15 protein-coding genes are annotated in these 23089 nt (G+C 66.5%); 8 read left to right on the top strand and 7 right to left on the bottom strand.

Annotated elements, in window-relative coordinates; genetic code table 11:
• Together IP92_RS29315 and IP92_RS29310 are read right to left on the bottom strand one after the other, a co-directional pair.
• A partial coding sequence (locus IP92_RS29315; protein WP_229419031.1) for a helix-turn-helix domain-containing protein occupies positions 1 to 225 on the bottom strand: 225 nt, incomplete at its 3' end.
• 135 nt (positions 226 to 360) lie between these two features.
• Positions 361 to 9015 (bottom strand): glycoside hydrolase family 94 protein, encoded by an 8655-nt coding sequence (locus IP92_RS29310; protein ID WP_371860996.1) that lies wholly within the window; start codon positions 9013 to 9015, stop codon positions 361 to 363.
• Positions 9016 to 9260: 245 nt separating this feature from the next.
• On the opposite strand from IP92_RS29310, the gene IP92_RS29305 reads away from it, so the two are divergent.
• Positions 9261 to 9821: a nucleotidyltransferase family protein gene (locus tag IP92_RS29305; protein ID WP_145882171.1), complete on the top strand. Its 561-nt coding sequence runs from the start codon at positions 9261 to 9263 to the stop codon at positions 9819 to 9821.
• An 88-nt stretch (positions 9822 to 9909) separates the two neighbouring features.
• Here the strand turns inward: IP92_RS29305 and IP92_RS29300 are convergent, their stop codons facing one another.
• Positions 9910 to 11826 (bottom strand): aminotransferase class V-fold PLP-dependent enzyme, encoded by a 1917-nt coding sequence (locus tag IP92_RS29300; RefSeq protein WP_145882168.1) that lies wholly within the window; start codon positions 11824 to 11826, stop codon positions 9910 to 9912.
• A 100-nt stretch (positions 11827 to 11926) separates the two neighbouring features.
• Between IP92_RS29300 and IP92_RS29295 the strand changes: the two genes are divergently transcribed.
• Together IP92_RS29295 and IP92_RS29290 are read left to right on the top strand one after the other, a co-directional pair.
• Complete coding sequence (locus tag IP92_RS29295; RefSeq protein ID WP_145882166.1) at positions 11927 to 12415, top strand: Lrp/AsnC family transcriptional regulator; 489 nt, start codon at positions 11927 to 11929, stop codon at positions 12413 to 12415.
• A 7-nt stretch (positions 12416 to 12422) separates the two neighbouring features.
• Positions 12423 to 13610: an HPP family protein gene (locus tag IP92_RS29290; RefSeq protein ID WP_145882164.1), complete on the top strand. Its 1188-nt coding sequence runs from the start codon at positions 12423 to 12425 to the stop codon at positions 13608 to 13610.
• 13 nt (positions 13611 to 13623) lie between these two features.
• On the opposite strand, the gene IP92_RS29285 is transcribed toward IP92_RS29290, so the two are convergent.
• A complete protein-coding gene (locus IP92_RS29285) occupies positions 13624 to 14298 on the bottom strand; it encodes a PEP-CTERM sorting domain-containing protein (RefSeq protein WP_145882162.1) in 675 nt (224 codons plus the stop codon).
• A 186-nt stretch (positions 14299 to 14484) separates the two neighbouring features.
• Here IP92_RS29285 and IP92_RS29280 point away from each other — a divergent pair, with 186 nt between their 5' ends.
• The gene (locus IP92_RS29280) at positions 14485 to 16299 is read left to right on the top strand and encodes a DUF885 domain-containing protein (RefSeq protein WP_145882160.1); all 1815 of its coding nucleotides are present in this window, start codon (positions 14485 to 14487) and stop codon (positions 16297 to 16299) included.
• Between the two features lie 151 nt (positions 16300 to 16450).
• On the opposite strand, the gene IP92_RS29275 is transcribed toward IP92_RS29280, so the two are convergent.
• Positions 16451 to 16900 (bottom strand): acyl-CoA thioesterase, encoded by a 450-nt coding sequence (locus tag IP92_RS29275; protein ID WP_229419030.1) that lies wholly within the window; start codon positions 16898 to 16900, stop codon positions 16451 to 16453.
• Between the two features lie 213 nt (positions 16901 to 17113).
• Here IP92_RS29275 and IP92_RS29270 point away from each other — a divergent pair, with 213 nt between their 5' ends.
• Entirely contained in the window at positions 17114 to 18544 is a 1431-nt protein-coding gene (locus IP92_RS29270; protein ID WP_145882154.1) for a sensor histidine kinase, read from the top strand.
• Here the strand turns inward: IP92_RS29270 and IP92_RS29265 are convergent.
• Together IP92_RS29265 and IP92_RS29260 are read right to left on the bottom strand one after the other, a co-directional pair.
• On the bottom strand, positions 18479 to 18784 hold the full coding sequence (locus tag IP92_RS29265; RefSeq protein ID WP_145882152.1) for an Mpo1-like protein: 306 nt from the start codon (positions 18782 to 18784) through the stop codon (positions 18479 to 18481). The genes IP92_RS29270 and IP92_RS29265 overlap by 66 nt on opposite strands.
• Complete coding sequence (locus IP92_RS29260; protein ID WP_229419029.1) at positions 18759 to 19460, bottom strand: winged helix-turn-helix domain-containing protein; 702 nt, start codon at positions 19458 to 19460, stop codon at positions 18759 to 18761. Before IP92_RS29260 ends, IP92_RS29265 begins: the two co-directional genes overlap by 26 nt.
• Before the next feature lie 40 nt (positions 19461 to 19500).
• Here IP92_RS29260 and IP92_RS29255 point away from each other — a divergent pair, with 40 nt between their 5' ends.
• From IP92_RS29255 to IP92_RS29245, 3 genes are read left to right on the top strand one after another with little or no spacing between them, the layout of a single operon-like run.
• Positions 19501 to 22284, top strand: coding sequence for a M16 family metallopeptidase (locus IP92_RS29255; RefSeq protein ID WP_145882150.1), 2784 nt, complete (start codon positions 19501 to 19503; stop codon positions 22282 to 22284).
• Positions 22285 to 22656: a hypothetical protein gene (locus IP92_RS29250; protein ID WP_145882148.1), complete on the top strand. Its 372-nt coding sequence runs from the start codon at positions 22285 to 22287 to the stop codon at positions 22654 to 22656.
• Positions 22653 to 23051, top strand: coding sequence for a GFA family protein (locus tag IP92_RS29245; protein ID WP_145882146.1), 399 nt, complete (start codon positions 22653 to 22655; stop codon positions 23049 to 23051). Before IP92_RS29250 ends, IP92_RS29245 begins: the two co-directional genes overlap by 4 nt.
• The last annotated feature ends 38 nt before the right edge of the window (positions 23052 to 23089 follow it).

Raw genomic sequence — 23089 nt, 5'->3', positions numbered from 1 at the left:
TTCAAGATGCAACGCCAGTACTTGCATCTCAAGCTCGCCGTCAGCAGTGACGGGGGAAGAGTGCGGCTGCCGGGATCGATCAAGCAGCCCGAGCTCTCCGCCGGCACGATAACGCTCCAGCCACTTGTAGGCAGTTTTCCGGCTAACACCGAATCGACGGCAAAGCTCGGCAATGTTAGCTGAAGGCCTGAGTGCAAGCAGAACGAATTCCTGTCGAGATGACATAGCGGTGGACTCCTTCCAAGGCATTGCACGCTCCTGTAAGTGGCTGTGCAATGATCATAAAAGGTGTTACCTATGTCTCCCGACAGGTGTTACCTATGTGTCCCGACAAAACACCCAACGGGTCTGACCCTGGCTTCACGCCGCAGGGTTTAACACGGCCCCGGGCACGCGAACTTCCACTTCGTGTACCTGCCCATCGTCGACCAGGGTGATCTCATCGGGGCCGGCGGCGCCCCGCGTCGCGCGGATCACATAGCTGCTGCCGCCAAAGCGGTAATGCAGCGTGAAACCATCCCACCCGTCGGGCAACTGCGGGGCGACCTTCAGCCGATCGCCCTCGCGGCTCACGCCCAGCAGCGATTCGAGAATCAGCCGGTACATCCAGCCGGACGAACCCGTGTACCAGCTCCAGCCGCCGCGGCCGATGTGCGGCGGCACTGCGTAGATGTCGGCCGTTACCACGTACGGCTCGACCTTGTAGACGTTCACGTTGTCCGGATTGCTGGCATGCTGCACTGGATTGATCAGCCGCATCAGCTCCCAGGCCTTCGCCGTGTCGCCCTGCGCGGCGAACGCCATCACCGTCCACACGGCGGCATGGGTGTACTGGCCGCCGTTCTCGCGCACGCCCGGCACGTAACCCTGGATGTAGCCGGGGTTCGGGTCGGCCTTGTCGAAAGGCGGGTCGAGCAGCTGTATCAGCCCGTAGTCGCGCCGCACCAGGCGCGCGTCCACCTGGGCCAATGCGTCGCGCGCGCGCTGCGGATCGGCCGCGCCGGACAGCACGCCCCAGCTTTGCGAGATCGAATCGATCTGACATTCGTCGCTCTCGTGCGACCCGAGCGGCGTGCCGTCGTCGAAGTAGGCGCGGCGGTACCACTGGCCGTCCCACGCATGCTGTTCGACATTGGCCGCCAGCTTCGTCGCCTCGTCCCGGCATTCGGTTGCGAAGGCAGCATCGCCGCGCCGCTCGGCCACGACAGCGAAGCGGCGCAGCACGTCGATCAGGAACCACGCCAGCCACACGCTCTCGCCCTTGCCTTCCGCGCCCACCTTGTCCATGCCGTCGTTCCAGTCGCAGGAACCGATCAGCGGCAGGCCGTGCTCGCCGAAGCGCAGGCCGTTGCGGACCGCCCGCACGCAGTGCTCGTACAGGTTACCCGACTGCGCCGAGCGGGCCGGCATGTCGTAGTACGAATCCTCGTCCGGCTTGACGGGGCGGCCCTCCAGGTAAGGCGCCGTTTCATCCAGCACGGCCGTGTCGCCCGTCACCTGCACATAGCGGGCCGTGGCCAGCGGCAGCCACAAATAGTCGTCCGAGCAGTGCGTGCGCACGCCGCGGTCCGACGGCGGATGCCACCAGTGCTGCACGTCGCCTTCGACGAACTGGTGGGCCGCGCACAGCAGCAGGTGTTCGCGCAGCAGCTGCGGCTCGGTATGCACCATCGCCATCGCATCCTGCAGCTGATCGCGGAAGCCGAATGCGCCGCCCGACTGGTAGTAGCCACTGCGCGCCCACAGCCGGCACGCGATGGTCTGGTACATCAGCCAGCCGTTCGCGATCACGTCCAGCGCCGGATCCGGCGTTTCGATGCGTACCGCGCCCAGCGTGGCTTCCCAATGCGCGTGCACGGCTTCCAGCGCCGTTGCCGCGGCGGCTGAGCCGCCGTGCTTCTGCACCATCGTCGCCGCATCGGCATTGCGCCGGCCTCCCGTGCCCAGCACGAACACGAGCTCGCGCTCCTGTCCCGGCATCAGCTCGAACGGCACCTGCAATGCGCCGCAGCTGTCCAGCCCCGTGCCGACCTTGCCGGACAGGCGCTGGCGCCGCAGCGCCGCCGGGCTGGCGAGCGTGCCGTTCCGGCCCAGGAATTCGGTACGGTCGGCCGTCACCGTGCGCGTCGTCGCATCGACGTTGAAGAACGCAACGCGGCCGGAGAACTCCGTGTTGTACGGATTGCGGGCAAGCAGCGCACCGCCGACGGGATCGAGCTCGGTGACGATGTGCATGCCGGACTTCGAGCGCATCTCGCCCAGCACCCATTCGATATAGCCCGTGGCGGACAGCTTGCGCGCCACCGGCGAATCGTTGCGCACCTTCAGCACCGTGTACTTGATGGGCGCATCCGGCGCCACATAGGTGGTCAGCAGCGACGTGATGCCCGCCTCGGTGTGCTCGAACGTGCTGTAGCCGAAGCCGTGCCGGGTCACGTAGTCGCCGCTGCCCCGTGCCGGCAGCGGCGTGGGCGACCAGTAGTGGCCGCTGGTCTCGTCGCGCAGGTAGAACGCTTCGCCGCTGGCATCGGTGACCGGGTCGTTGTGCCATGGCGTCAGGCGGAACTCATGGGCGTTCTCGTGCCATGTGTAGGCCTGCCCGCTTTCCGAGACGACGCTGCCGAACTGCGCGTTGGCCAGCACATTCGACCACGGCGCCGGCGTTGCGCGCCCGTGCCCGGTGACGATCACGTACTCGCGCCCATCCGGCGTGAAGCCGCCGATGCCGTTCCACAGGATCAGGTTGTGCGGCACGTGCGTGACGGGCCCCGCGTCGTCGTACTCGCCGCGCTCGTCGGCCAGGAGCGGCGGCATCCGCAGCGCCGGCGGGCCGCTGCGTTTCATCTGCTCGGTCAGCGTGCCGCGGCCGTCGCTGACGATCACCCGCGCCACCGTCTGCAGCAGCACCCGGTCTTCCGCCGAGATCTGGTCCAGCGGACGGACGAAGATGCCGCCGGGCCGGTCGATCGCCTGCGCGTCGATGCCCGAGGCGATCATGCCCATGATCTGGTCGTACAGCGCCTGGCGGTAGCCGGACGTGTCCTCGAACCAGATCACGAGGTCGACGACGAGGCCCTTCAGGCGCCAGTACGAGTGCGCCTGCACCATCTGCCGCGCCACTTCCAGGTTCGCCGAATCCTTTACCTGCAGCAGCACGATCGGCAGGTCGCCGGAGATCGCGTACGGCCACAGGCCGGACTGGCCCCGGTGGTTCTTGATCAGCACGGAGGCATCGGCACGCAGCGCCGCATTCGGATAGATCACGTGATTCGCCAGGCGGCTGTACAGCTGGCCGTCAGCCTCGCTGGCGTTCAGCTGGCGCAGCACGACCTGGCTGTGCGTCCAGGCCAGCTCGAACACGCGGTCGGCCATGTGACGGTCCTGGTATTTGTCGATCAGGTGCTGTGCCGCCTCGCGCGTTTCCGTCATGCCCGTGGCGATGTCGACCGTGGCCACCTGGTCCGGCTGCAGCACGATGCGGTAGCGGATCGCGACGATCGGATCGAGCACGGAACCGTGGCTGCCCGACAGCGCGCCCGGCTCGACCAGCGCGCGCGGCGCGCGCGGCGTGTTGCCGCGACCGATGAAGTGCGCGCGGTCCGTCTCGAACGACACTTCCTCCACCTGGGCGTCGTGCACCGTCATCACGTGCAGCATGAATGGCGTGTGCTCGCCCTTGCCGCGCGGCCGACGCGTGCACAGGATCGCGCCCTCTTCCTTGATGATCTCGGTCTGCACGAACAGCTTCGAGAACGCCGGGTGTGCCGCGTCCGCGGCGGCGGGTGCCATCACCACTTCGGCAAACGTGGTCAGTTCCAGCGTGCGCACCCGCCCCGAGTTGTTGTTGACGCGGATGCGGCGCATCTCGATATCGTCTTCCGGCGACACGACGATCTCCGTGTACAGGTCGATGCCGCGGTCGCTGCGCCGGTACTCGGCGCGGCCCTCGGAGAAGATCACCTCGTAGCGTTCCGGTTCGGCCAGCGTCGGCTGGTAGGTGGCCGACCAGAAGTGGCCGTCCTCATCGCGCACGTAGCAGAACTGGCCCCAGTTGTCGCGCGTCGTGTCTTCACGCCAGCGCGTCACGGAGCAGTCGCGCCAGCGGCTCGAGCTGCCGCCCGCCGCCGTCACCATCACGTGATAGCGGCCGTTCGACAGCAGCTGGGTTTCCGGCACCGGCGTATTCGGCTGCGACAGCACGCGCATCGGCGCCGCCTGTTCCTGCGCGGCAGTGCGCACCGCCGCCTGCTCGGAACTGGCCGAGAAGAACGCGCCGATGCGCGGGCTGCGCTCCTGCAGCATCAACAGCGCCGATTGCAGCATCGGATCCGATTCGAAGCGGCGCTGCATCGGCCGGTCGTGCAGCAGGTACGACAGCGACAGCAGGCCCATGCCCTGGTGGTGCACCATGAACGACTTGACGACGGCGAACTGCTGGCCGCGCGGCAGCCGCGCCGGCGTGTAGTCGACCGCCTCGTAGAAACCGTAGCGCCCCATGAAGCCCATGCCGGCCATTTTCTGCAGGTTCTGGCAGGCCGCTTCCGGCTCGACCATCAGCGCCATCATCGATGCGTACGGCGCGATCACCAGGTCGTCCGCCAGCCCGCGTTTCATGCCCAGCCCCGGCACGCCGAACGCGCGGTACTGGTAGTTCATCGCCGCATCCACCGTCGTGTAGCCGGACTCGGACACACCCCACGGCACGTTGCGCTGGCGCCCGTATTCGATCTGCGCCGCCACCACCGAATGGTAGGTCTGGTCCAGCAACGTGCTCGGATAGGTCGGCATCACCAGGAGCGGCATCAGGTACTCGAACATCGAGCCGCTCCACGACAGCAGCACGGGCTGGCCGTGCACGATGCACAGCTGGCGGCCCAGCGCGAACCAGTGCTCCTGCGGCAGCTGGCCCTGCGCCACGGCCACGTAACTGGCCAGCCGCACTTCGGAGGCCAGCAGGTCGTAATAGCTGGCGTCGAGCCGGCGCTCGCTGACGTTGTAGCCGATCGCCAGCAGCTTGGTGGTGCGGTTGAACAGGAAGCTGTAGTCGATCTGCCCGAAGTCGCGCGCCCGCAGCGCGAGCTCCCGCAGTGCGGCGATGCGCTCGCGTGCCACGGCCGCGCCCTGCTCGACCAGCACGCCCAGCTGCTGGCGGCGTTCGCGTTCGTCCGGCGTCACGTCGGACAGCGCGGCCGCCGCCGGCGGATAGGACGCCAGCTCGCGCAAGGTCGGAATCTTCAGCAGTGCCGCATCGACCACGCCGCCCGTGCCCGCCGCCGCCCATGGCGCCAGCAGGTTCAGCTCGTCGAACGCGGCGCGGCTTTGCGCCGCTAGCGCCGCGGCCCACATGCGCGCCGTGGCATCGTTGGCCAGGGCCGGGTCGGCCAGGAACGCGTCCGCCGCCGCGCACACGCGGCCCAGCCACGCGTGCAGCTCGGGCAGGCTGGAAGGATATAGCGGCTGCGCCGGTGCCACCGCTTCGCGCAGCGCATCGAGCCCGCCGGAGCGCAGGCCTTCGACACCCGCCGCCGCTTCCTCCAGCACGCGCAAGGTCGTAGCGAGACCGTCGACGATCTGCGGGCCCAGGATCGGGTCGTCCGCCGCGTTGATCAGGCCCGCGTGCAATGTCAGCAGGTGGCCGGCCAGGTTGCCGCTGTCCACCGTCGAGACGTACATCGGATGCAGCGGCTTTTTCGACTGCGTGTCGTACCAGTTGTAGAAATGGCCCTGGTAGCGTTCCAGTTCGGCCATCGTCGCCAGCGTGTTGCGGGTGCGCCCGATGACCTGCGCCAGCGTCACGTAGCCGAAGTCGTAGGCCGTCAGGTTCGCCAGCAGCGCCATGCCGATATTCGTCGGCGACGTGCGGTGCGCGATCACCGTGCCGGGATGCTCCTGCACGTTATCGGGCGGCAGCCAGTTGTCGTCCGGCCCCACGAACGTATCGAACCATGCCCACGTCTTGCGCGCCAGCGCGTGAAGGAACTGGCGCTGGTCGAAACTGAGCTGCGCCTGCAGCCGCTCGATCGGGCGGCTGATCCACCACGCGACGACGGGCGCGACGAACCACGCGACGAGGAACAGCGCGGCGGCCTCGAACGCCGCCGGGCGCCACGCGGCCAGCGCGCCGCTGGCCAGCAGCGCCAGCGCCGGCGACACCCACATCGTGCGCCAGCTGTTGGCCAGGCTGCCGTTCGAGCGCGTCAGCGCCGATGCGCGCCATTGCAGCAGGTGTTTTTTCGAGACCAGCATGCGCCACAGCGTGCGCACGATCGCGTCCAGGCTGAAGTACGCCTCGTACGGCAGGAACACGAGCGTCAGCACGCCATGGGCGAAGTGCAGCGCGCTGCGCCGCAGCGAGTTCGGCATGTGCTGGCGCCACAGCGTGTCGGGCGATTTGTGCGACAGGTCGTACAGCGCGGCGGCCAGCGACGGCAGGAAGATGATCGCCAGCACGGCCGCCGTCCAGAACCACGGATGCGGCAGCGCCGCGAACGCGAACAGCAGCGAAGCGGTCAGCGCTGGGGCGACGAGGCTGCGGCGCAGGTTGTCGAACAGCTTCCAGCGCGACAGTGCCGACAGCGGATTCTTTTCGCGCCCGCCGCCGCGCGTCTTCACGTGGCCGAACAGCCAGCCGGCCAGCTGCCAGTCGCCGCGAATCCAGCGGTGGCGGCGGCTGACGTCGTCGCGGTAGCGCTGCGGGTACTGCTCGTAGAGCTGGGCGTCCGACAGCAGGCCGGCGCGCAGGTAGCAGCCTTCCAGCAGGTCGTGCGACAGGATCCGGTTTTCCGGGAAGCGCTCGCCCAGCACCTGCTCGAACACGTCGACGTCGTAGATGCCCTTGCCGATGAACGAGCCTTCGGCAAACACGTCCTGGTAGACGTCCGACACGGTGCGCGTGTACGGATCGATGCCCGGCTCGCCGCCACACAGCCGCTCGTAGCGGGATGCGTTCGGGCTGGGCAGGCTGACGGCCACGCGCGGCTGCAGGATGCCGTAGCCGGCGATCACGCGGTTGTGGCTTGCCTCGATGCGCGGCTGGTTCAGCGGATGCTTCATCGTGGCGATGAACTGGCGCGCCGAGTCGCGCGCCAGCTGCGTATCCGCATCCAGCGTGATCACGTATTTCACGGTGTGCAGCTGGCCGGTTTCGCCGACCACCAGCGAGAAGCGGTCCTGCGCACCGCCGCGCAGGAAGCGGTTCAGGTCCGCCAGCTTGCCGCGCTTGCGTTCATGGCCCATCCACGTGCGCTCGGCGGCGTTCCACAAGCGCGGGCGGTGCAGCAGCAGGAACGGCGTGCGGTTGTCTTCCGCTTCGTACTTGCGGTTCAGCGCCTCGATGTGCTGACGCGCGCGGTCGAGCAGCATGCCATCGGTCGGCAGCGTTTCGGACGCCGCATCGGCGAAGTCGGACAGCAGGCAGAAATGCAGGTTCGGGTCGCGGTTGGCGAGGAAGCGCACTTCCAGCTGCTCGCACAGCTCGTCGACGTTCTCCGCGCTGTACAGCAGCGACGGCACGACGACGATGCCGCGCGCGTCGGACGGGATGCCCTCCTTGAAGTCCATCCGCGGCAGGGGGCTGGGCCGCGCCAGCAATGTGGCTGCCCAGTTCACCAGCGCCAGCGCCAGCTGGCTGCTGCCCATCAGGCCCAGCACGGCCAGCACCGTCAGCGCCCAGCCGGCCACGCCGTCGCGCAACGCGCGCTCGACCATCAGCCCGGTGGCGATGAAGGACAACGCGGCGATCGCACCCAGGTACGACGTCAGCGGCGCCGCCCGCACGGTCGCGCGCAGCGCATCGCCCGGCGTGCGCCGCAATGCCACCTTCTTCTCGAGCAGCAGCACGCCCCGGTCGACGAGGTAGAAGCCCACGTGGCCGTGGCGCGGGTCGTCGCTGGTGCCATGCGTGCGCGCCAGCTCCAGCGCCTGGCGCGCCACCTCTTCCTCGGTGAGCTTGGAGCCGCGCGCGATCCGCTCGACCACGTGGCGGTACTGGTCGCGCGTGGCGAAATCCATCGCGCCGTAGACGCCGGCCGGGTCGGCGCGCAGCACGCGCTCGACAGTGCTCATCGTCTCGACGAACTCCTGCCAGTCCATCGTGCCGAGGAAGCGCAGGCTGCCGATCGTGTTGGCGATCGACACCTGCTCGGCGGCCTGCTGGCCGATCTCGGCCTGGATCTGCTGCTCGATCGTCTGCCCCACGTCCGCCAGGCGGTAGGTGACCCACGTCAGCGCCAGCGTCAGCGCGGGGCTCTGGCCCTGCAGCCGGCGCGCCAGCTCGGCCACGAAGCCGCTCGTGATCGGCGGATTCGACCGGGCCATGTCTGCCACCAGCAGGATCAGGCCGGACGGATTCTTGTCGGCGATCTCCACCATCTGGTCGGCCCAGCTGTTCGCCAGGTCGCGCTCGTAGCGGTTCTCGGCCACCCGCGCGGCCACACGGCGCAGGTTCTCGATCAGCGCAAGGCGCAGCATGATCGGGATCGCCCACAGCTCGCCCAGCGTCAGCGGCGTGAACTCCTGGTAGGCCTCGACAAAGCGGCACAGGCTTTCCGGGTCCACCCGGCCGTCGCCATGCGCGATCACTTCCAGCGCCAGCGTGTAGACGCGCGGCGTGCCGTCCGCGGCGCCGCCGGCAGCGGCCAGGCGCGGCAACTCCTTGCTGTAATCCTTCGGCAGGTGGCGCCGGGCGATGCGGATCTGCTCTTCGATCAGGTAGTAGTTGTCGAGCAGCCATTCGGAAGCGGGCGTGATCTGCCGGCCTTCCTTGACGGCGGCCGTCAGCTCCTCGGCGGTGCGGCGCAGCAGTGCGGCGTTGTTCGTCAGGCGCGCCAACAGGCGATCCGGGCCGCGCTGGCCGCCCAGCGCGTGCGCCTGGGCCAGCATGCGGCCGTGGTGGGCCATCTGTTGCGCGCTGTAGAGTTCGCCGCGGAGTGGGAGTTCCTGATCGGACGACGCGGCGGGCGCGGCATCCCGGAAGCCGGCGCTGACACCGGACCAGGGGCTGAAGAATGCTTTCAAGGAAACCTCGATTCGGGCGTGCGGGTGAAACCGCGACTGAGAGTATGTTCCCGGAAATATTATGCAGTCGCACGCCTGCTCACTGTTCGCCAGCGAACATAACAAAGAGTCAATAGCTCCACATGGCCGTTGATGTTGAGAGCAACTAGCCCTTACACTGGGCCATTGCTTGTTCACCTCTGCAACAAACAATGCATACACCGGTACCAGGTCGTGCGAAAAGGCCGATGAGGACTCTCCAACCCATGCAAGCTCGCTTCCGGGCCGATGTTCTGGCCAACGATAACAACCGCATCATTCTTGAGCGCTGGGAGGCGCTGGCATTACCCGACGGCTGGCTGGTGGCGGGGTGTCTGTTCCAGACCGTCTGGAACTTGCAGGCCGGCCGCGCACCGGCGGAAAACATCAAGGACTACGACCTGTTCTACTTCGATGCGGACGATCTGAGCGAGGCCGGCGAAAGGGGCGTGCAGGCGCGCGTCGATGCGGTCCTTGCCGACCTGGGTGTGCCCATCGAGGTGACGAATCAAGCGCGGGTCCACACCTGGTACGAGTCCTACTTCGGCCATCCGTATGCGCCACTACGGAGCGCGCGCGATGGCATCGACCGTTTCCTCGTCCCGGCGACTTGCGTCGGCATTTGTCCCGATGCGATCCACGCCCCCAACGGGCTGGACATGCTTTACGCGGGCATGTTGACGCCCAATCCGCTCACGCCCTACCCCGATCTGTTCGACGCAAAGGCTGCGTCGTATTGCGCACGGTGGCCGTCACTGCGGATCGTGCGGCCGGCACAGGTCGCGTAAAGCCCAAAAAAAGCGCGCTGTTCGCCGAACAGCGCCAAAAAAAGCGGCGGCCCGCAGGCCGCCGCAAAGGCAAACACGGTTTCGAACGTTACGCCGCAAGAGGCAGCACCGCCAGCGCCACGCCGCCGGCCAGGTGATATGCATGGCGATAACCCAAGCTGCGCAGGCAGCCTGCCGCGCGGGCGCTGCGGTTGCCGCTGCGGCAGAAGAATACGAGCGGCACGGGCTCAGGCTGCGCCAGCCAGCCGGGCACCCAGCCGGCCAGCCGGGACAGCGGCACGTTCGCGGCCCCGGCGAACGGGTTGCCCGCCGCATGCTCGCACGGCTCGCGCACGTCGACCAGCAGCGCGCGGGGGTGGGCAAGCAGGAACGCATCCAGCGCTCCCTGGTCCAGGTGCATGTCGGCGCCGGCGTCCTGGCCAGCCTGTGCGCGCAGGCTGGTACAGAACACACAATGCTCTTCGCTGCCGGGGCACAGCAAGGTATCGGGCGGCACGATGCCGTGCAGCCGCGCCGGCGCCGCCGCGCCGGTGAACGCATGGCGGGGTTCGGCGCCGTCCTGGCCCAGCAGATAGACGGCTCGGCCGTCCTCCAGCACGACGCGGCGCAGGCACTGCTCTCCCAGGTACAGGCAGTCGGCCTGCGCCGGCCAGCCCGCGCCATCGCGGGTGGACAGCCGGGCGGCGACCTCAAAGCCGGCCGTCAGCGCGGCGATGCGCTCGGCCAGCTCGGGCGCTGCGTCGATCACCGCAGCCATGCGGCTGGCGCGGTCCAGCACCAACCACGCATGATTGCCGGCAGCCGTCAGCTGCACGACGCCGTCCGGCTGGCCGGACGTGGCAAGTGCTGCGCCGCAGCGGGCAATACGCGCACAGGCTGCGGCGACGGTAGCCTCGTCCATCGATGGGCCGAACGACAGCCGCACGGCGCTGCTGCTGCGCCAGTGCGGCAAGCCCATCGCATCCAGCACATAGGACGGCTGCGCCTTCGCGGCCGAGCACGCGCTGCCGGCGGAGACACGCACGCCGGCAGCGTCGAACAGGTCCAGCAGCTCCTTGCTGGACAGGCCGGGTACGGAGAAATTGATCGTCGTGGGCAGCGCCTTGTCGAACGGCGCGTTGAAGACGATGCCGGGCAGCGCCTGGCGCAGCGCATCGGCCAGCCGGTCGCGGAAGGCCGTCAGCTCGGCATGGCTGCGGAACGTGCCGCCGTCCTCCAGCGCCGCCAGCACGGCGCCCAGCGCGGCAATGCCGGCCATGTTCTCGGTGCCGGAGCGGTCGCCCGTTTCCTGGCCGCCGCCCTTGATCAGCGGCGTGTACGGCGCGCCGGCGCGCACGTACAGCATGCCGATGCCTTTCGGCGCGTACAGCTTGTGGCCGGAGAACGGCGCGTAATCGATGCGCGTGTCGGCCAGCGCGAGCGGCAGCTTGCCGAGCGCCTGCACGCAGTCGACCATCCACAGCGCAGCGCTGCCGGCCAGCGCCGCCGCGATGCCTTCCAGGTCGGAAATCACGCCTGTTTCGTTGTTGGCCGCCATCGTGCAGACGAATGCCGCATCCGGTGCCAGCTGGCGCAGCATGTCGAGATCGTGCCGGCCATCCTCGCCGACGGCCAGCTTGACGAGCGTGAGGTCCAGCCCCAGCAGCGCGTTCCAGTGCGCCAGGCTTTCCGGCACGGCCTTGTGTTCGGTGGCCCCATAGACGAGCAGCGTGCCGGTGCGCTGGCCCTGCGCACGTGCCACCCGCACGGCGCACAGCGCGGACAGCACGGCCGTCTGGATGCCTTCCGTCGCGCCGCTGTTGAAGACGAGCCGGCCCGGGCCGACGCCAAGCAGGCGGCGGGCGCGGGCGCGTGCTTCGTCCAGCACTGCCTTCGCTTGCAGGCCGGTCGCGTGCGTGCTGCTGGGATTGCCGTAATGCTCGGCCATCGCCTGCATGGCGGCCAGCAGTGCCGCGGGCAGGACGGGCGTCGTGGCGTTACCGTCGAGGTAGATGTCTTTGCTCATCCGGATAGCTTAAGCAATCAGCCCGGAGCATTTATCCCAAAAACCTCTTCTTTCAGCCGATAATTGGCATAAACATGCTACTTAACCGGGAAATTTTAAAATGAACGATCTCGACAAGTTTGATTACGCGATATTGGGCGCGCTGCAGGTGGACGGCACGCTGTCCGTGGCCGAGCTGGCCGAGCGGGTCGGCCTGACCAGCACGCCGTGCTGGAAGCGCCTGAAACGGCTGCAGGACGAAGGCTACCTGGACAGCCGCGTCGCCCTCGTCAACCGCCGCAAGGCGGGCCTGCCCGTCACCGTGTTCGTCAGCGTGCGCACCAGCCAGCACGACGAGAAGTGGCTGGCGAAGTTCGCCGCCGCCGTCGTCGCGCTGCCGGAGGTAATGGAATTTCACCGGATGAGCGGCGACGTCGACTACCTGCTGAAGGTAGTCACGACGGACATCGAGGGCTACGACCGCTTCTACAAACGGCTGATCCGGGTCGCCAACCTGACCGGCGTGTCGTCCGCGTTCTCGATGGAACAGATCAAGTACACGACAGCGTTACCGCTGGATCTGGTCGCGCATGGGGCTGCCGTGGGATAATTCAAAGATGCATGTAAGATCTTTATTTAGCGCGCTGCTGCCCGCACCCGGCACGGCCAGCACCGCCGAACGCCTGCGCGCCAGCGCCGGTGCGCTGCTGGGACTCTTCATCACGGGCCTGTGCGCCCACCTGATGCTCGGCGAGCACGCGATCTGGCTCGTCGCGCCGATGGGGGCGTCGTCGGTACTGCTGTTCTGCCTGCCCGCCAGCCCGCTGGCCCAGCCGTGGTCGGTGGTCGGCGGCAACGTCATCTCCACGCTGGTTGGCGCCGCCTGCGCGCGCTGGCTGGGCGACACGCTGCCACCCGCCGCGCTCGCCGCCCTCGGTACGGCGCTGGCGATCGCCGTGATGTTCACGCTGCGCTGCCTGCACCCGCCCGGCGGCGCGGCGGCGCTGACGGCCGTCATCGGCGGCCCCGCCGTGCACGCAGCCGGCTTCTCGTTCGCGCTGGGCCCTGTGCTGCTCGACTCGGTGCTGCTGGTGGCCGCGGCGATCGTCTACAACAACCTGACGGGACGGCGCTATCCGCACGCGCAGGTACTCGCGCACCCGAACCCGCACGCAACGAAAGACGAGGTGCCGACCGTGCGCCTGGGCTTCAAGCCGGAAGACCTCGATGCCGTGCTGCGCCGTTACGGCCAGGTGCTGGACATCAGCCGGGACGACCTGGAAGCGCTGTTCCTGCAGACGGAATTGCGCGCCTACCAGCGCCGCTTCGGCGTGATCACGTGCGGGGACATCATGTCGCGCGACGTCGTGACGGCCGAGTTCGCCAGCCCGCTGCAGGAAGCGTGGCGGCAGATGCGCAGCCACCATATCGCGGCGCTGCCCGTGCTCAATCCGGCGCGCCGGGTGATCGGCATCGTCACGCAAAGCGACTTCCTGAAGCACAGCGGCCTGGACGAGTCTGGCGACATGCGCACGAAGCTGACGCAATTCCTGCGCCCGTCGGGCACGACGCATTCGGAAAAGGCGGAAGTGGTGGGGCAGATCATGACGCCGCGGCCCCGCGTGGCGCAACTCGATACGCCGATCGTGGACCTGGTGCCGCTGATGGCCGATGCCGGCCTGCACCACATCCCCATCGTCGACGGGGAGCAGCGCTTTGCCGGCATCGTCACGCAATCGGACGTGGTGGCGGCGCTGTACGAGCACCGCCTGGCCGAGGCACAGCCGGCGCGCAACGCGGGCTGAGCCAGGTTTTACTTCAACGCGGCAGTCCGAGCTTGTCGTTGCGGCGGCGGCGGCCCATCAGGCCCAGCACGGCGCCGCCGGCGGCCAGCATGCCCCAGGTGCCCGGTTCCGGCACTGCCGCCGCGACACCGACGGTCATGCCATACCAATCCTCGTAGACGGGCGTCGTGAAATACAGGTCAGTGAAGGTGCCGGACAGGCGGATCACGCCGGAACCTTCCTCGCCGATCACGCTGCCGCCCTCGACCCTCAACATGCCGTTGCCCCAGTTGCCGGGCCCGGAGCTGATCAGCGAGATATTGCCGACGTCGACGAAGTCGAACGACGCCTGCTCGCTCGCCTGGCCCAGGCTGATGATCGCGATGTAAGGATTGACGACCGCCTGCGAGAAGCTGATGTGGTGCACGGCGCTCGATCCGCCCGTGAACTGCAGCACGCCGTCCGTGCCCGGGCCGTTACTGACCGCGGCGCTCAGGTAGGTACCCGGGAAGGCGCTGTAATAATCCGTGTAGTCCACACCCTTGAGCTGGGCGTTTGCCGTCACCCCGATACTGACGCCGCCCTGGCTGAACGAGCCGGCACTGCCGGTACTGTTCCATTGGACCCAATCGACCTGTGCCGCGTAAGCGTGCAGCGGCGCCAGGATGGCACTGCTTGCAAGCAACGCGATCCCCATTGCTTTCTTCATCGGTTTTCCCCTTTTGTTATGGATGGATTTGCGGTTGTGTACGCAACCATTTTAAGCAGATTGCGCCCTGAGCAATATCAAAACGACAAACAAATACAATTTGCCGGATGGTTGGCGACAAACCCGTTTCCCTGGCCCGACAGATCGCTTATGCTTGCGCGGTTTCCAACCATTCAACGATTGCCCATGACGTCCCGCCTCACTCTCGGCACGCTGGCCGCCGCCCTGCTGCTCGCCTTCAGCCCACTCCATGCCGCCACGCCGCCCGCCGCGGCCGCCGGCAAAGTCTCGGCCGCCGTGTCCGCGGCTGAAAGTAAGCGTTTCCTGAAACTGGCGGACGAGTATTACGACGCCGTCGCCCGCTTCGAACCCGTCGGCGCTACCGAGAACGGCGACAACCGCTTCGACGACCAGATCGGCATGGCGATCGCGCCGGCCGAGCGGGCCAGACAGTACGCGCGCTACCGCGACTACACGCGCCGCCTGCAGGCGATCGACCGCCGCAAGCTGACGCACCGCGACCAGATCAACTACGACGTGCTGGCGTTCGAGCTGAAGACGCTGCTGTCCTTCGAACCGTACCCGGGCCACCTGCTGCCGCTGTCGCAGATGGACAGCCTGCCGGTGACGCTGGCCAATTACGCGAGCGGCGAAGCGTCGCAGCCGCTGACGACCGTGAAGCAGTACCGCGCCTACCTGAACCGCCTGAAGCAGCTGCCGGCATGGCTCGACCAGGCGATCGTCAACATGAAGGAAGGCATGCGCACCGGCGTCACGCAGCCGAAGGCGATCATGATTTCCGCGCTGCCGCAGTTCCAGAAGCTGGTCGCGGCAACGCCCGAGCAGAGCATCTACTACACGCCTGTGACGAAGATGCCGGCGGCGTTTTCCACCGCCGACAAGGCCAGCCTGACGGCCGACTACCGCGTCGCCGTGACGCAGCTGCAGCCGGCACTGGCACGCCTGGCCACCTTCCTGGAACAGGAATACATCCCGGCTTGCCGCACGTCGACGGGCCTGTCGGCCGTACCGAACGGCCGCGCCTGGTACGAAGCACGCGTGGCGGACTCGACGACGACGGACCTGACTCCCGAGGCGATCCACGAGATCGGCCTGAAGGAAGTGGCGCGCATCCAGGGCGAGTTCGCGAAGCTGGGCCCGCAGCTGGGCTACAACGGCCCGCCGGCCGGCCTGCCCGTGTGGGTGTCGCAGCAGCCGCGCTTCTTCCCGTTCAAGACGGAAGACGAGGTGCAGGCTGTCTACCGCAAGCTGAACGGCGTGCTGGACGAGAAGCTGCCGGCCATGTTCACGCTGCTGCCGAAGGCCAAGCTCGACCTGCGCCTGGAACCGGAACTGTCGCGCGACACGGCGTCCGACCACTACACGGCGCCTGCCGCGGACGGCTCGCGGCCGGGCGTGTTCTGGTCCGTCGTCACCGATCCGACGAAGTACGGCAGCACGGGCATGACGACGCTGTTCCTGCACGAAGGCAAGCCGGGCCACCACTTCCACATCGCGCTGATGCAGGAACTGGGTTTGCCTAACTTCCGCAAGTTCGGCGGTAACACGGCATTCACGGAAGGCTGGGCGCTGTATGCGGAAACGCTGGGCCGCGAGATGCGGCTGTTCGACGATCCGGCCCAGTATTTCGGCCACCTGAACGACGAATTGCTGCGCGCGACGCGTCTCGTGGTCGACACGGGCATGCATGCGAAGGGCTGGACGCGCGAACAGACGATCCAGTACATGAAGGATACGCTGGGGTACGACGCGGTGGCGAAAAGCGAAACGGAACGCTATATGGCGTGGCCAGGTCAGGCGCTCGCGTACAAGATCGGTGCGTTGAAGATCATGGAATTGCGCCAGCGGGCACAACAGGCGCTGGGCGAGAAATTCAGCCTGCCTGCGTTCCATGAACAGGTGCTGGGCGACGGCACCTTGCCGCTCAGTCTGCTTGAAGCAAAGATCGACCACTGGATCGCGCAGCAACAGGTGCGCTGACCGGCGGTGTGCAACATGTCTCCGGGGCAGACGATGCGATGCATTGCTTGGGCATCTGTCGTCGGGGCTCGCGCGCTGTGGCGGCGGGCCTGCCCGGTGTGGGAGTCCTTGGGGCGCGGCATCGTTGGGGCCGGGCCGGACTCGCGGCCGGTCACTGCGTGGGCTTCGTCATCGCATAGCGGCCGATGCGCTTCAACACCAGTTCCGGCAGCGCCTTGATACGTTTCGTGTGGCTGGCGAAGACGATCTGCTGCCGCCCCACCGACACCAGGTCGCCGTTCGCATAGAAGCGGAACTCCAGCCAGAACGAGCAGCGCTTGACGTCATAGGTGTTCACCTCGCATGTGACTTCCTGGAACGGGAACGTCTCGTGCAGATAGTCCTGCTGTGCGTGCTTCGTGATGAACACGCCCTCCTGCTGCAACATGTCGCGTGAAATGCACTCGTAGAACCATTTTTCGCGGCAGATGCCCTGCCACTCGAAATAACGCGCAAAATACGTATTGCCATACGCGTTCGAATCCTTCAGGTAGATCGACAGCTGGTGGTGGAAGGTCAACTCGGCATCGGTCTGTGCATCGTTCGCTACGTTGGCGTGCATGTACATTTTTGTATCTCCCTAGAAGTGGTTTTAGCCGGCCCCTGCAATTGTCCAGCAGTTCCGGACGCCTCTACTTTTTGCCGAGAAGCATGACGCACTTTTGACTAAACGCAATGCTTCGTTGATTACCGGGATGGTAGCGGACACATCCGCAGTTTCTGTTGTTAAGATCGCTTGCCTGTCTAATGTTGGTAGTCTGCCCGAGGAGCGCGCATGTATTCGATCTTGCCGGGACTGGTGTCACTCGTGTTCATCAGCTACGGCGCTTACGTGCTCAATTCGCGCGGCGCCAACCGCGTCAGCCTGACGTTCTTCCTGATCTGCATCACCACCTTCAGCTGGCAAGCCACCTGGGCGTTGATGTTCCAGGTCAGCAATTACGAAACGGCGCTGATGCTGGCCCGCCTCGGCTACCTGCCGATCCTGTTCCTGCCCACCACGCTGTACCACTTCATCGCCGAGCTGACGGGCCGGCGCAGCGAACGCCCGCTCGTGCAGGCCAGCTATGCGGTGGCCTGCGTGCTGGCCGTGCTGATCCCCACGACGGACTGGTTCCTGTCCGGCCTGTACAGCTATTTCTTCGGCTACTACCCGAAGGCGGGCTGGCTGCATTCGGTGCACCTGCTGCAGACGGTCATCGTCGTGATGCGCGGCCTGTATCTGCTGTATCGCCGCCAGCAGGTGGCGCTGTCGACGGAAAAGGCGCGGCTGCGCTATTGCCTCGTCAGCATCCTGATCTACTTCGGCGCGGCCGTGGATTACCTGTGCAACTACGGCTTTGAAACGTATCCGCCGGGCGTGCTCTTCATTGCAGTCAGCCTCGGCCTGATCGCCCAGGCGATGGTGCGCCACAACCTGCTGGCCGATCCGCTGGCCACCGCAGCCAGCATCGCGCACGAGGTAAGGACGCCGCTGGCGACGATCCGCAGCCAGTCGCGCGTACTGGCGCGCAGCCTGCCGGAACTGATCGCCGGCTACCGCCGTTCGCAGGCGCCCGGGCTGAACGATGCCCAGCTCGAATACCTGAGCGAGATCGCTCAGCACATCGAGGCGGAGGTGTCGCGCTCGAACTTCATCGTCGACATGCTGCTGGCGTCGGCGCGCGTGGGCACGCTGGAACGCGACAGCTTCGCGATGCACTCGATGAAACAGGTGGTCGAGGAAGCGCTGACGTGCTACCCGTTCACGGACCGCGAGCGGGAACGGGTCAGCGTGGCGGTGCGCGAGGACTTCCGCTTCTACGGCTCCGATACGCTGCTCGTGTACGTGCTGTACAACTTGCTGAAGAATGCGCTGCAGGCGGTGAAGACGAAGGGCGGCGGCACCGTTGTCGTCGAAGCGTACCGCAGCGACGACCAGAACCTGCTGGTCGTGACGGACACGGGCCACGGCATCGCGGCGGACGTGCTCCCGCACGTGTTCGAGCCGTTCTACACGACCCGCAAGACGGGCGGCGGCACCGGCATGGGCCTGGCGTTCTGCCACAAGGTGGTGACGGCCTTCGGCGGCACGATCGCGTGCGAATCGGAAGTGGGCGCGTTCACCCGCTTTGCGCTGGGCTTTCCGCAGGAGCGCGCGCTACCGGCGCAGGCGACCGGTCAACATATCGCGGAACATTACCCAATCCCCGATCAGGCTAAATAGCGGATATTGAAACGTGGCTGGCCGGTTGTGTTCGAAAAAGAAATGGCCGACCCACGCGAAACCGTAGCCCACCACCGGCAACAGCCACAGCAGCATATAGCGTCCGGACATCAGCGCGGCGGCGAGGATAATCAGCACGAGGCTCGAACCGATGAAATGCAGCCGGCGACATACCGGGTGCGCATGCTCGGCCAGGTAGAACGGATAGAACTCCTTAAAGGTCCGGTACCGTTTCTCCATGTTGTGCCTCCTGTACGATCCGGTCGAGATCCGTTTCATCGCCCAGCACGAAGATCTTGCGCTCTTCCAGCACCCGCATGATGAATCCCTGCTGCTCACGCAAGCGCCGCTGGAAATCCGGCAGCGTGTACAGGTTCGGATTGATTTTGCGACGGAGCAGCCGCTCCGCCACCGGCAAACGGTTCAGCAATTCGCCATACGTCGTGTTTTCGCCGATCAGCAGTAATTCGACAGGGTCGCTGGACGCTTCCTGCTCCTGTGCCGTTTTACCGTAGACGAAAGCGACATTCAGCGAGCGGCGCATCGGCGCCAGCGTCGAATGCAGCACGCTGATGACGCCGAAGGTTTTCTTGACGATGCTCGCCAATTCCTCGTACACGGGGCTGTCCTTGTTCGGCCGAAAGCGGCGCACGTTGCCGATCCGCTCCGACAGGATCAACCCGGATTCGTGCAGCCGTTTCAGCTCACGCTGCGCGGATGCGCTGCCCAGGCCCGTCAGGCGCATGATTTCGTTCAGGTGAAAACCCTCGTTCACGCGGACGAACAGCAAGCCCAACAGTTTTTGCTGGGCGGGAGAAAACAGGGCTGAAGCGATCATGCACCAAATCTTAGCATGGGCAAGCCGGAAAATAGCACGACAATAAGATAGGCGATCATGCCAATATTTCTTTCGCAAACGCTACAATGGCTCGATCATCCTACCCTCCGGGAGTACCATGAAACGCACGATTGCCCTGACCTGCGCGCTGGGCCTTGCCGCGGGCTCTCCGCTCGCCGCGCCGGCAGTACCCAAGACCGCCGCTCCGAATACCGTCGCGGCAGCGCCTTACCAACGCGACGCCTATGTGATCCCGTACAAGAAATTCGTGCTGCAGAATGGGCTGACGCTGATCGTCCACGAGGATCACAGCGTGCCGATCGTCGGCGTCAATATCTGGTACCACGTGGGTTCGCGCAACGAGAAACGCGGCAAGACGGGGTTTGCCCACCTGTTCGAGCATTTCTTCTTCAACGGCTCGGAAAACTATCCGCACGGCTTCCGCGAAGCGATGGACGACCTGGGCACGAATAACCGCAACGGTACGACGAATAACGACCGCACCAATTTCTTCGAAGACGTGCCGGTATCGGCGCTGGAGCGCACGCTGTACCTGGAAGCGGACCGGATGGGTTTTCTCGCCAATTACATTTCCAAGGAAATGCTCGAGCGCGAACGGGGCGTGGTGCAGAACGAAAAACGCCAGGGTGAAAACCAGCCGTATGGCCGCGTGCACCTGGAAAAATCGGCGCGGATGTATCCATATTCCCATCCGTATTCGTGGCCGGTCATCGGCAGCATGGACGACCTGAATGCGGCATCGCTGGAAGATATCCGCGAGTGGTACCGCACCTATTACGGGCCGAATAACGCGGTGGTCTCCCTGGCCGGCGACATCACGCCGGAACAGGCGCTGGCCCTCGTGAAGAAATACTTCGAATCGATTCCGCCGGGTCCGCCGCTGCCCCGCACCGAGCAATGGATTCCGCGCCTCGAACGCAACCTGCGCGATGAAATGGAAGACCACGTGCCGCAGGTGCGGATCTACCGCAGCTGGCACGTGCCGGGCTGGCGCGACCTCGACAGCACGCGCCTCGCCGTCTTCTCCGACGTGCTGGCGGGCTCGAAGAACGCGCGCCTGAACCGCCGCCTGATCGACGAGAAGCAGCTCGCCACCGCCGTCTCGGCCGGCGTCGACGTCAACGAACTGTCGAGTACGTTCGACATCGCCGTCACCGTCCGCCCCGGCGTCGACCCGGCATTGGTGGAGAAGGAGCTCGACGCGGTGCTGAACGAAGCGCTCGACAAAGGGCCGACGGCGCAGGAGGTGGCGCGCGTGAAAGCCAGCGCGCTGGCCTCGTTCGCGCGCGGCATCGAACGGCTGGGCGGCTTCGGCGGCCGCTCCGACGTGCTGGCCGAAAGCGTGACCTATGGCGGCGCGCCGGACGCCTACCTGCGGCAGCTCGACGCGCTGACCGCCGTGCAACCGGCCCAGCTGAAGACGGTCGCGGCGACGTGGCTGCGCGCGCCCCACTACACGATGACGGTGAAGCCGTTCGCCAAGCTGTCCGCCGCTGCGCAGGCCATCGATCGCAAGGTGCTGCCGGCGCTGGGCGATGCGCCAGCCGTCAAGTTCCCGGCGATGCAGCAGGCCACGCTGTCGAACGGCCTCAAGGTGCGCCTGCTGGAGCGCCATGTGGCGCCGATCGTCAACGTGGCGCTGGCATTCGATGCCGGCACGTCCGCCGACACGCCGGCCAAGGCCGGCCTCGCGTCGCTGACGCTGGAACTGCTGGACAAGGGCACGCGGCAACGCGATGCGTATCAGATGTCCGACGCGCTCGAATCGCTGGGCGCGCGCCTGACGACGGGCACCGGGCCGGACATGTCCGTGATGCGCCTGCAGGCGACGTCGGCCAACCTGGCGCCGTCGCTGGCGCTGCTGGCCGAAGCGGCGCTGGCGCCCGCCTTCCCCGCCGACCAGTTCGCGCTGGCGAAGCAGCGCCGCCTGGCCGGCATCGCCCAGGAAAAGGCGCAGCCGAACGCGCTCGCGCTGCGCACGCTGCCGGCGCTGCTGTACGGCGCCGACAGCGGCTATGGCCTGCCGCCTTCCGGCTTCGAGCAATCCGTCGCCAGCCTGACGCGGGAAGACCTGGTTGCCTGGCACCGCGACTGGTTCAAGCCGGGCAGCGCGGCGATCGTCGTCAGCGGCGACACGACGTTGGACAAGGTGGTGCCGATGCTGGAAGCGGCGTTCGGCAAGTGGCCGGCCGGGCAAGCGCCCGCCAAGCCGAAGACGACGGACGCGGGGTTGGCTTCGGCGGGCAAGCGCATCTACCTGATCGACAAGCCGGACGCGCCGCAATCGACCTTGCTGGCCGGCCATCTGTCGCTGCCGCCGGGCCAGCCGGAAGACCTGGCGATGGAACCGGTGATGCAGAACTTCGGCGGCATGGCCACGTCGCGCCTGAACCGCAATCTGCGGCTCGACAAGCACTGGAGCTATGGCGGCGGCGCCCGGCTGTCCAGCGTGCGCGGCCCGCGCAACTTCTACACGCTGATCGCCGTCCAGACGGACAAGACGAAGGAATCGATGATCGAGGTGGACAAGGAGATCCGCGGCATCGCAGGCAGCAGGCCGATCCAGGGCGACGAGTTCACGAGCATCATGCGCAACATGACGTCGCGCCTGGCTGGCCGCTTCGAGACGATCAATGCGCTGGAAGCGGCCGCGCTGGAGACGATCAACCTGGGCCTGCCCGAGGATTACTGGGCCAACTACGCGCCGAACATGCGCGCGTTGACGCCGCCCCAACTGGCCGGCGCGGCCGGCAAGTTCATTCGCCCGGAAGACGTGACGTGGGTCGTCGTCGGCGACCTGAAGAAGATCGAACCGCGCATCCGCGAGCTGGGCTGGGGAGACGTGATCGTGCTCGACAACGACGGCAAGCGGGTGCGATAAATGGCGATCCGCTGGCCCGCCGTCATTCGTTCGACGTACTGCCTGTGCCTGGGCGGCGCGGCGTTCAACCACGCCCGCACCCTGGTCGAACATGGCCTGCGCTACGACTATGGCGGCGTGCCGCTGTTCTACCGGGTGTTCTGGACGGGCCTGACGTTCTTCGACCCGCTCGCGATCCTTCTGCTGCTGGCCTTTCCGCGCGCGGGCCTGGCGCTGACCCTGGCGATCATCGTGGCCGACGTGGCGGTGAACGCGACCGCCACGGTGGTCATCGGCCCGGACCTGATGGCGCTCGGCGCGCAGATGCTGTTCCTCGCATTCGTCCTCGCCACGATCGGCTACGCGTGGCCCCGTACCAGGAGTCCTTCATGAAGACCTATCACGGCAGCTGCCATTGCGGCGCGGTGCGTTTCGCCGCAACCTTCGATCTCGCGGCCGGCACGATCCGCTGCAACTGCTCGATCTGCACGAAGAAGCGCTGGTGGGGCGCGATGGTCAAGCCGGAAGATTTCCACCTGCTGGCCGGCGAGGAAGCGCTGGAGGAATACACGTTCGGCCGGCACATCGAGAAGCACCGCTTCTGCCGGCACTGCGGCGTGCAGCCGTTCGTGTTCGGAGAATCGCCGGTGCGGGGCGAGTTCGTGGCCGTCAACGTCGGTACGCTGGACGGGGTGACGGACCAGGAACTGGCGACGGCACCGATCCGGTATGTCGATGGGCGGCACGACCGGTGGGATGCGGAGCCGGCCGAGACGCGGCACCTATAGGCCCGTTCCAGGATTTATTCGATACGAAGTCGAGACAT

The sequence above is a fragment of the Pseudoduganella flava genome (assembly GCF_007830495.1).
Lineage (GTDB): Bacteria > Pseudomonadota > Gammaproteobacteria > Burkholderiales > Burkholderiaceae_D > Rugamonas > Rugamonas flava.
This window is presented reverse-complemented; position numbering and strand designations above follow the sequence as displayed.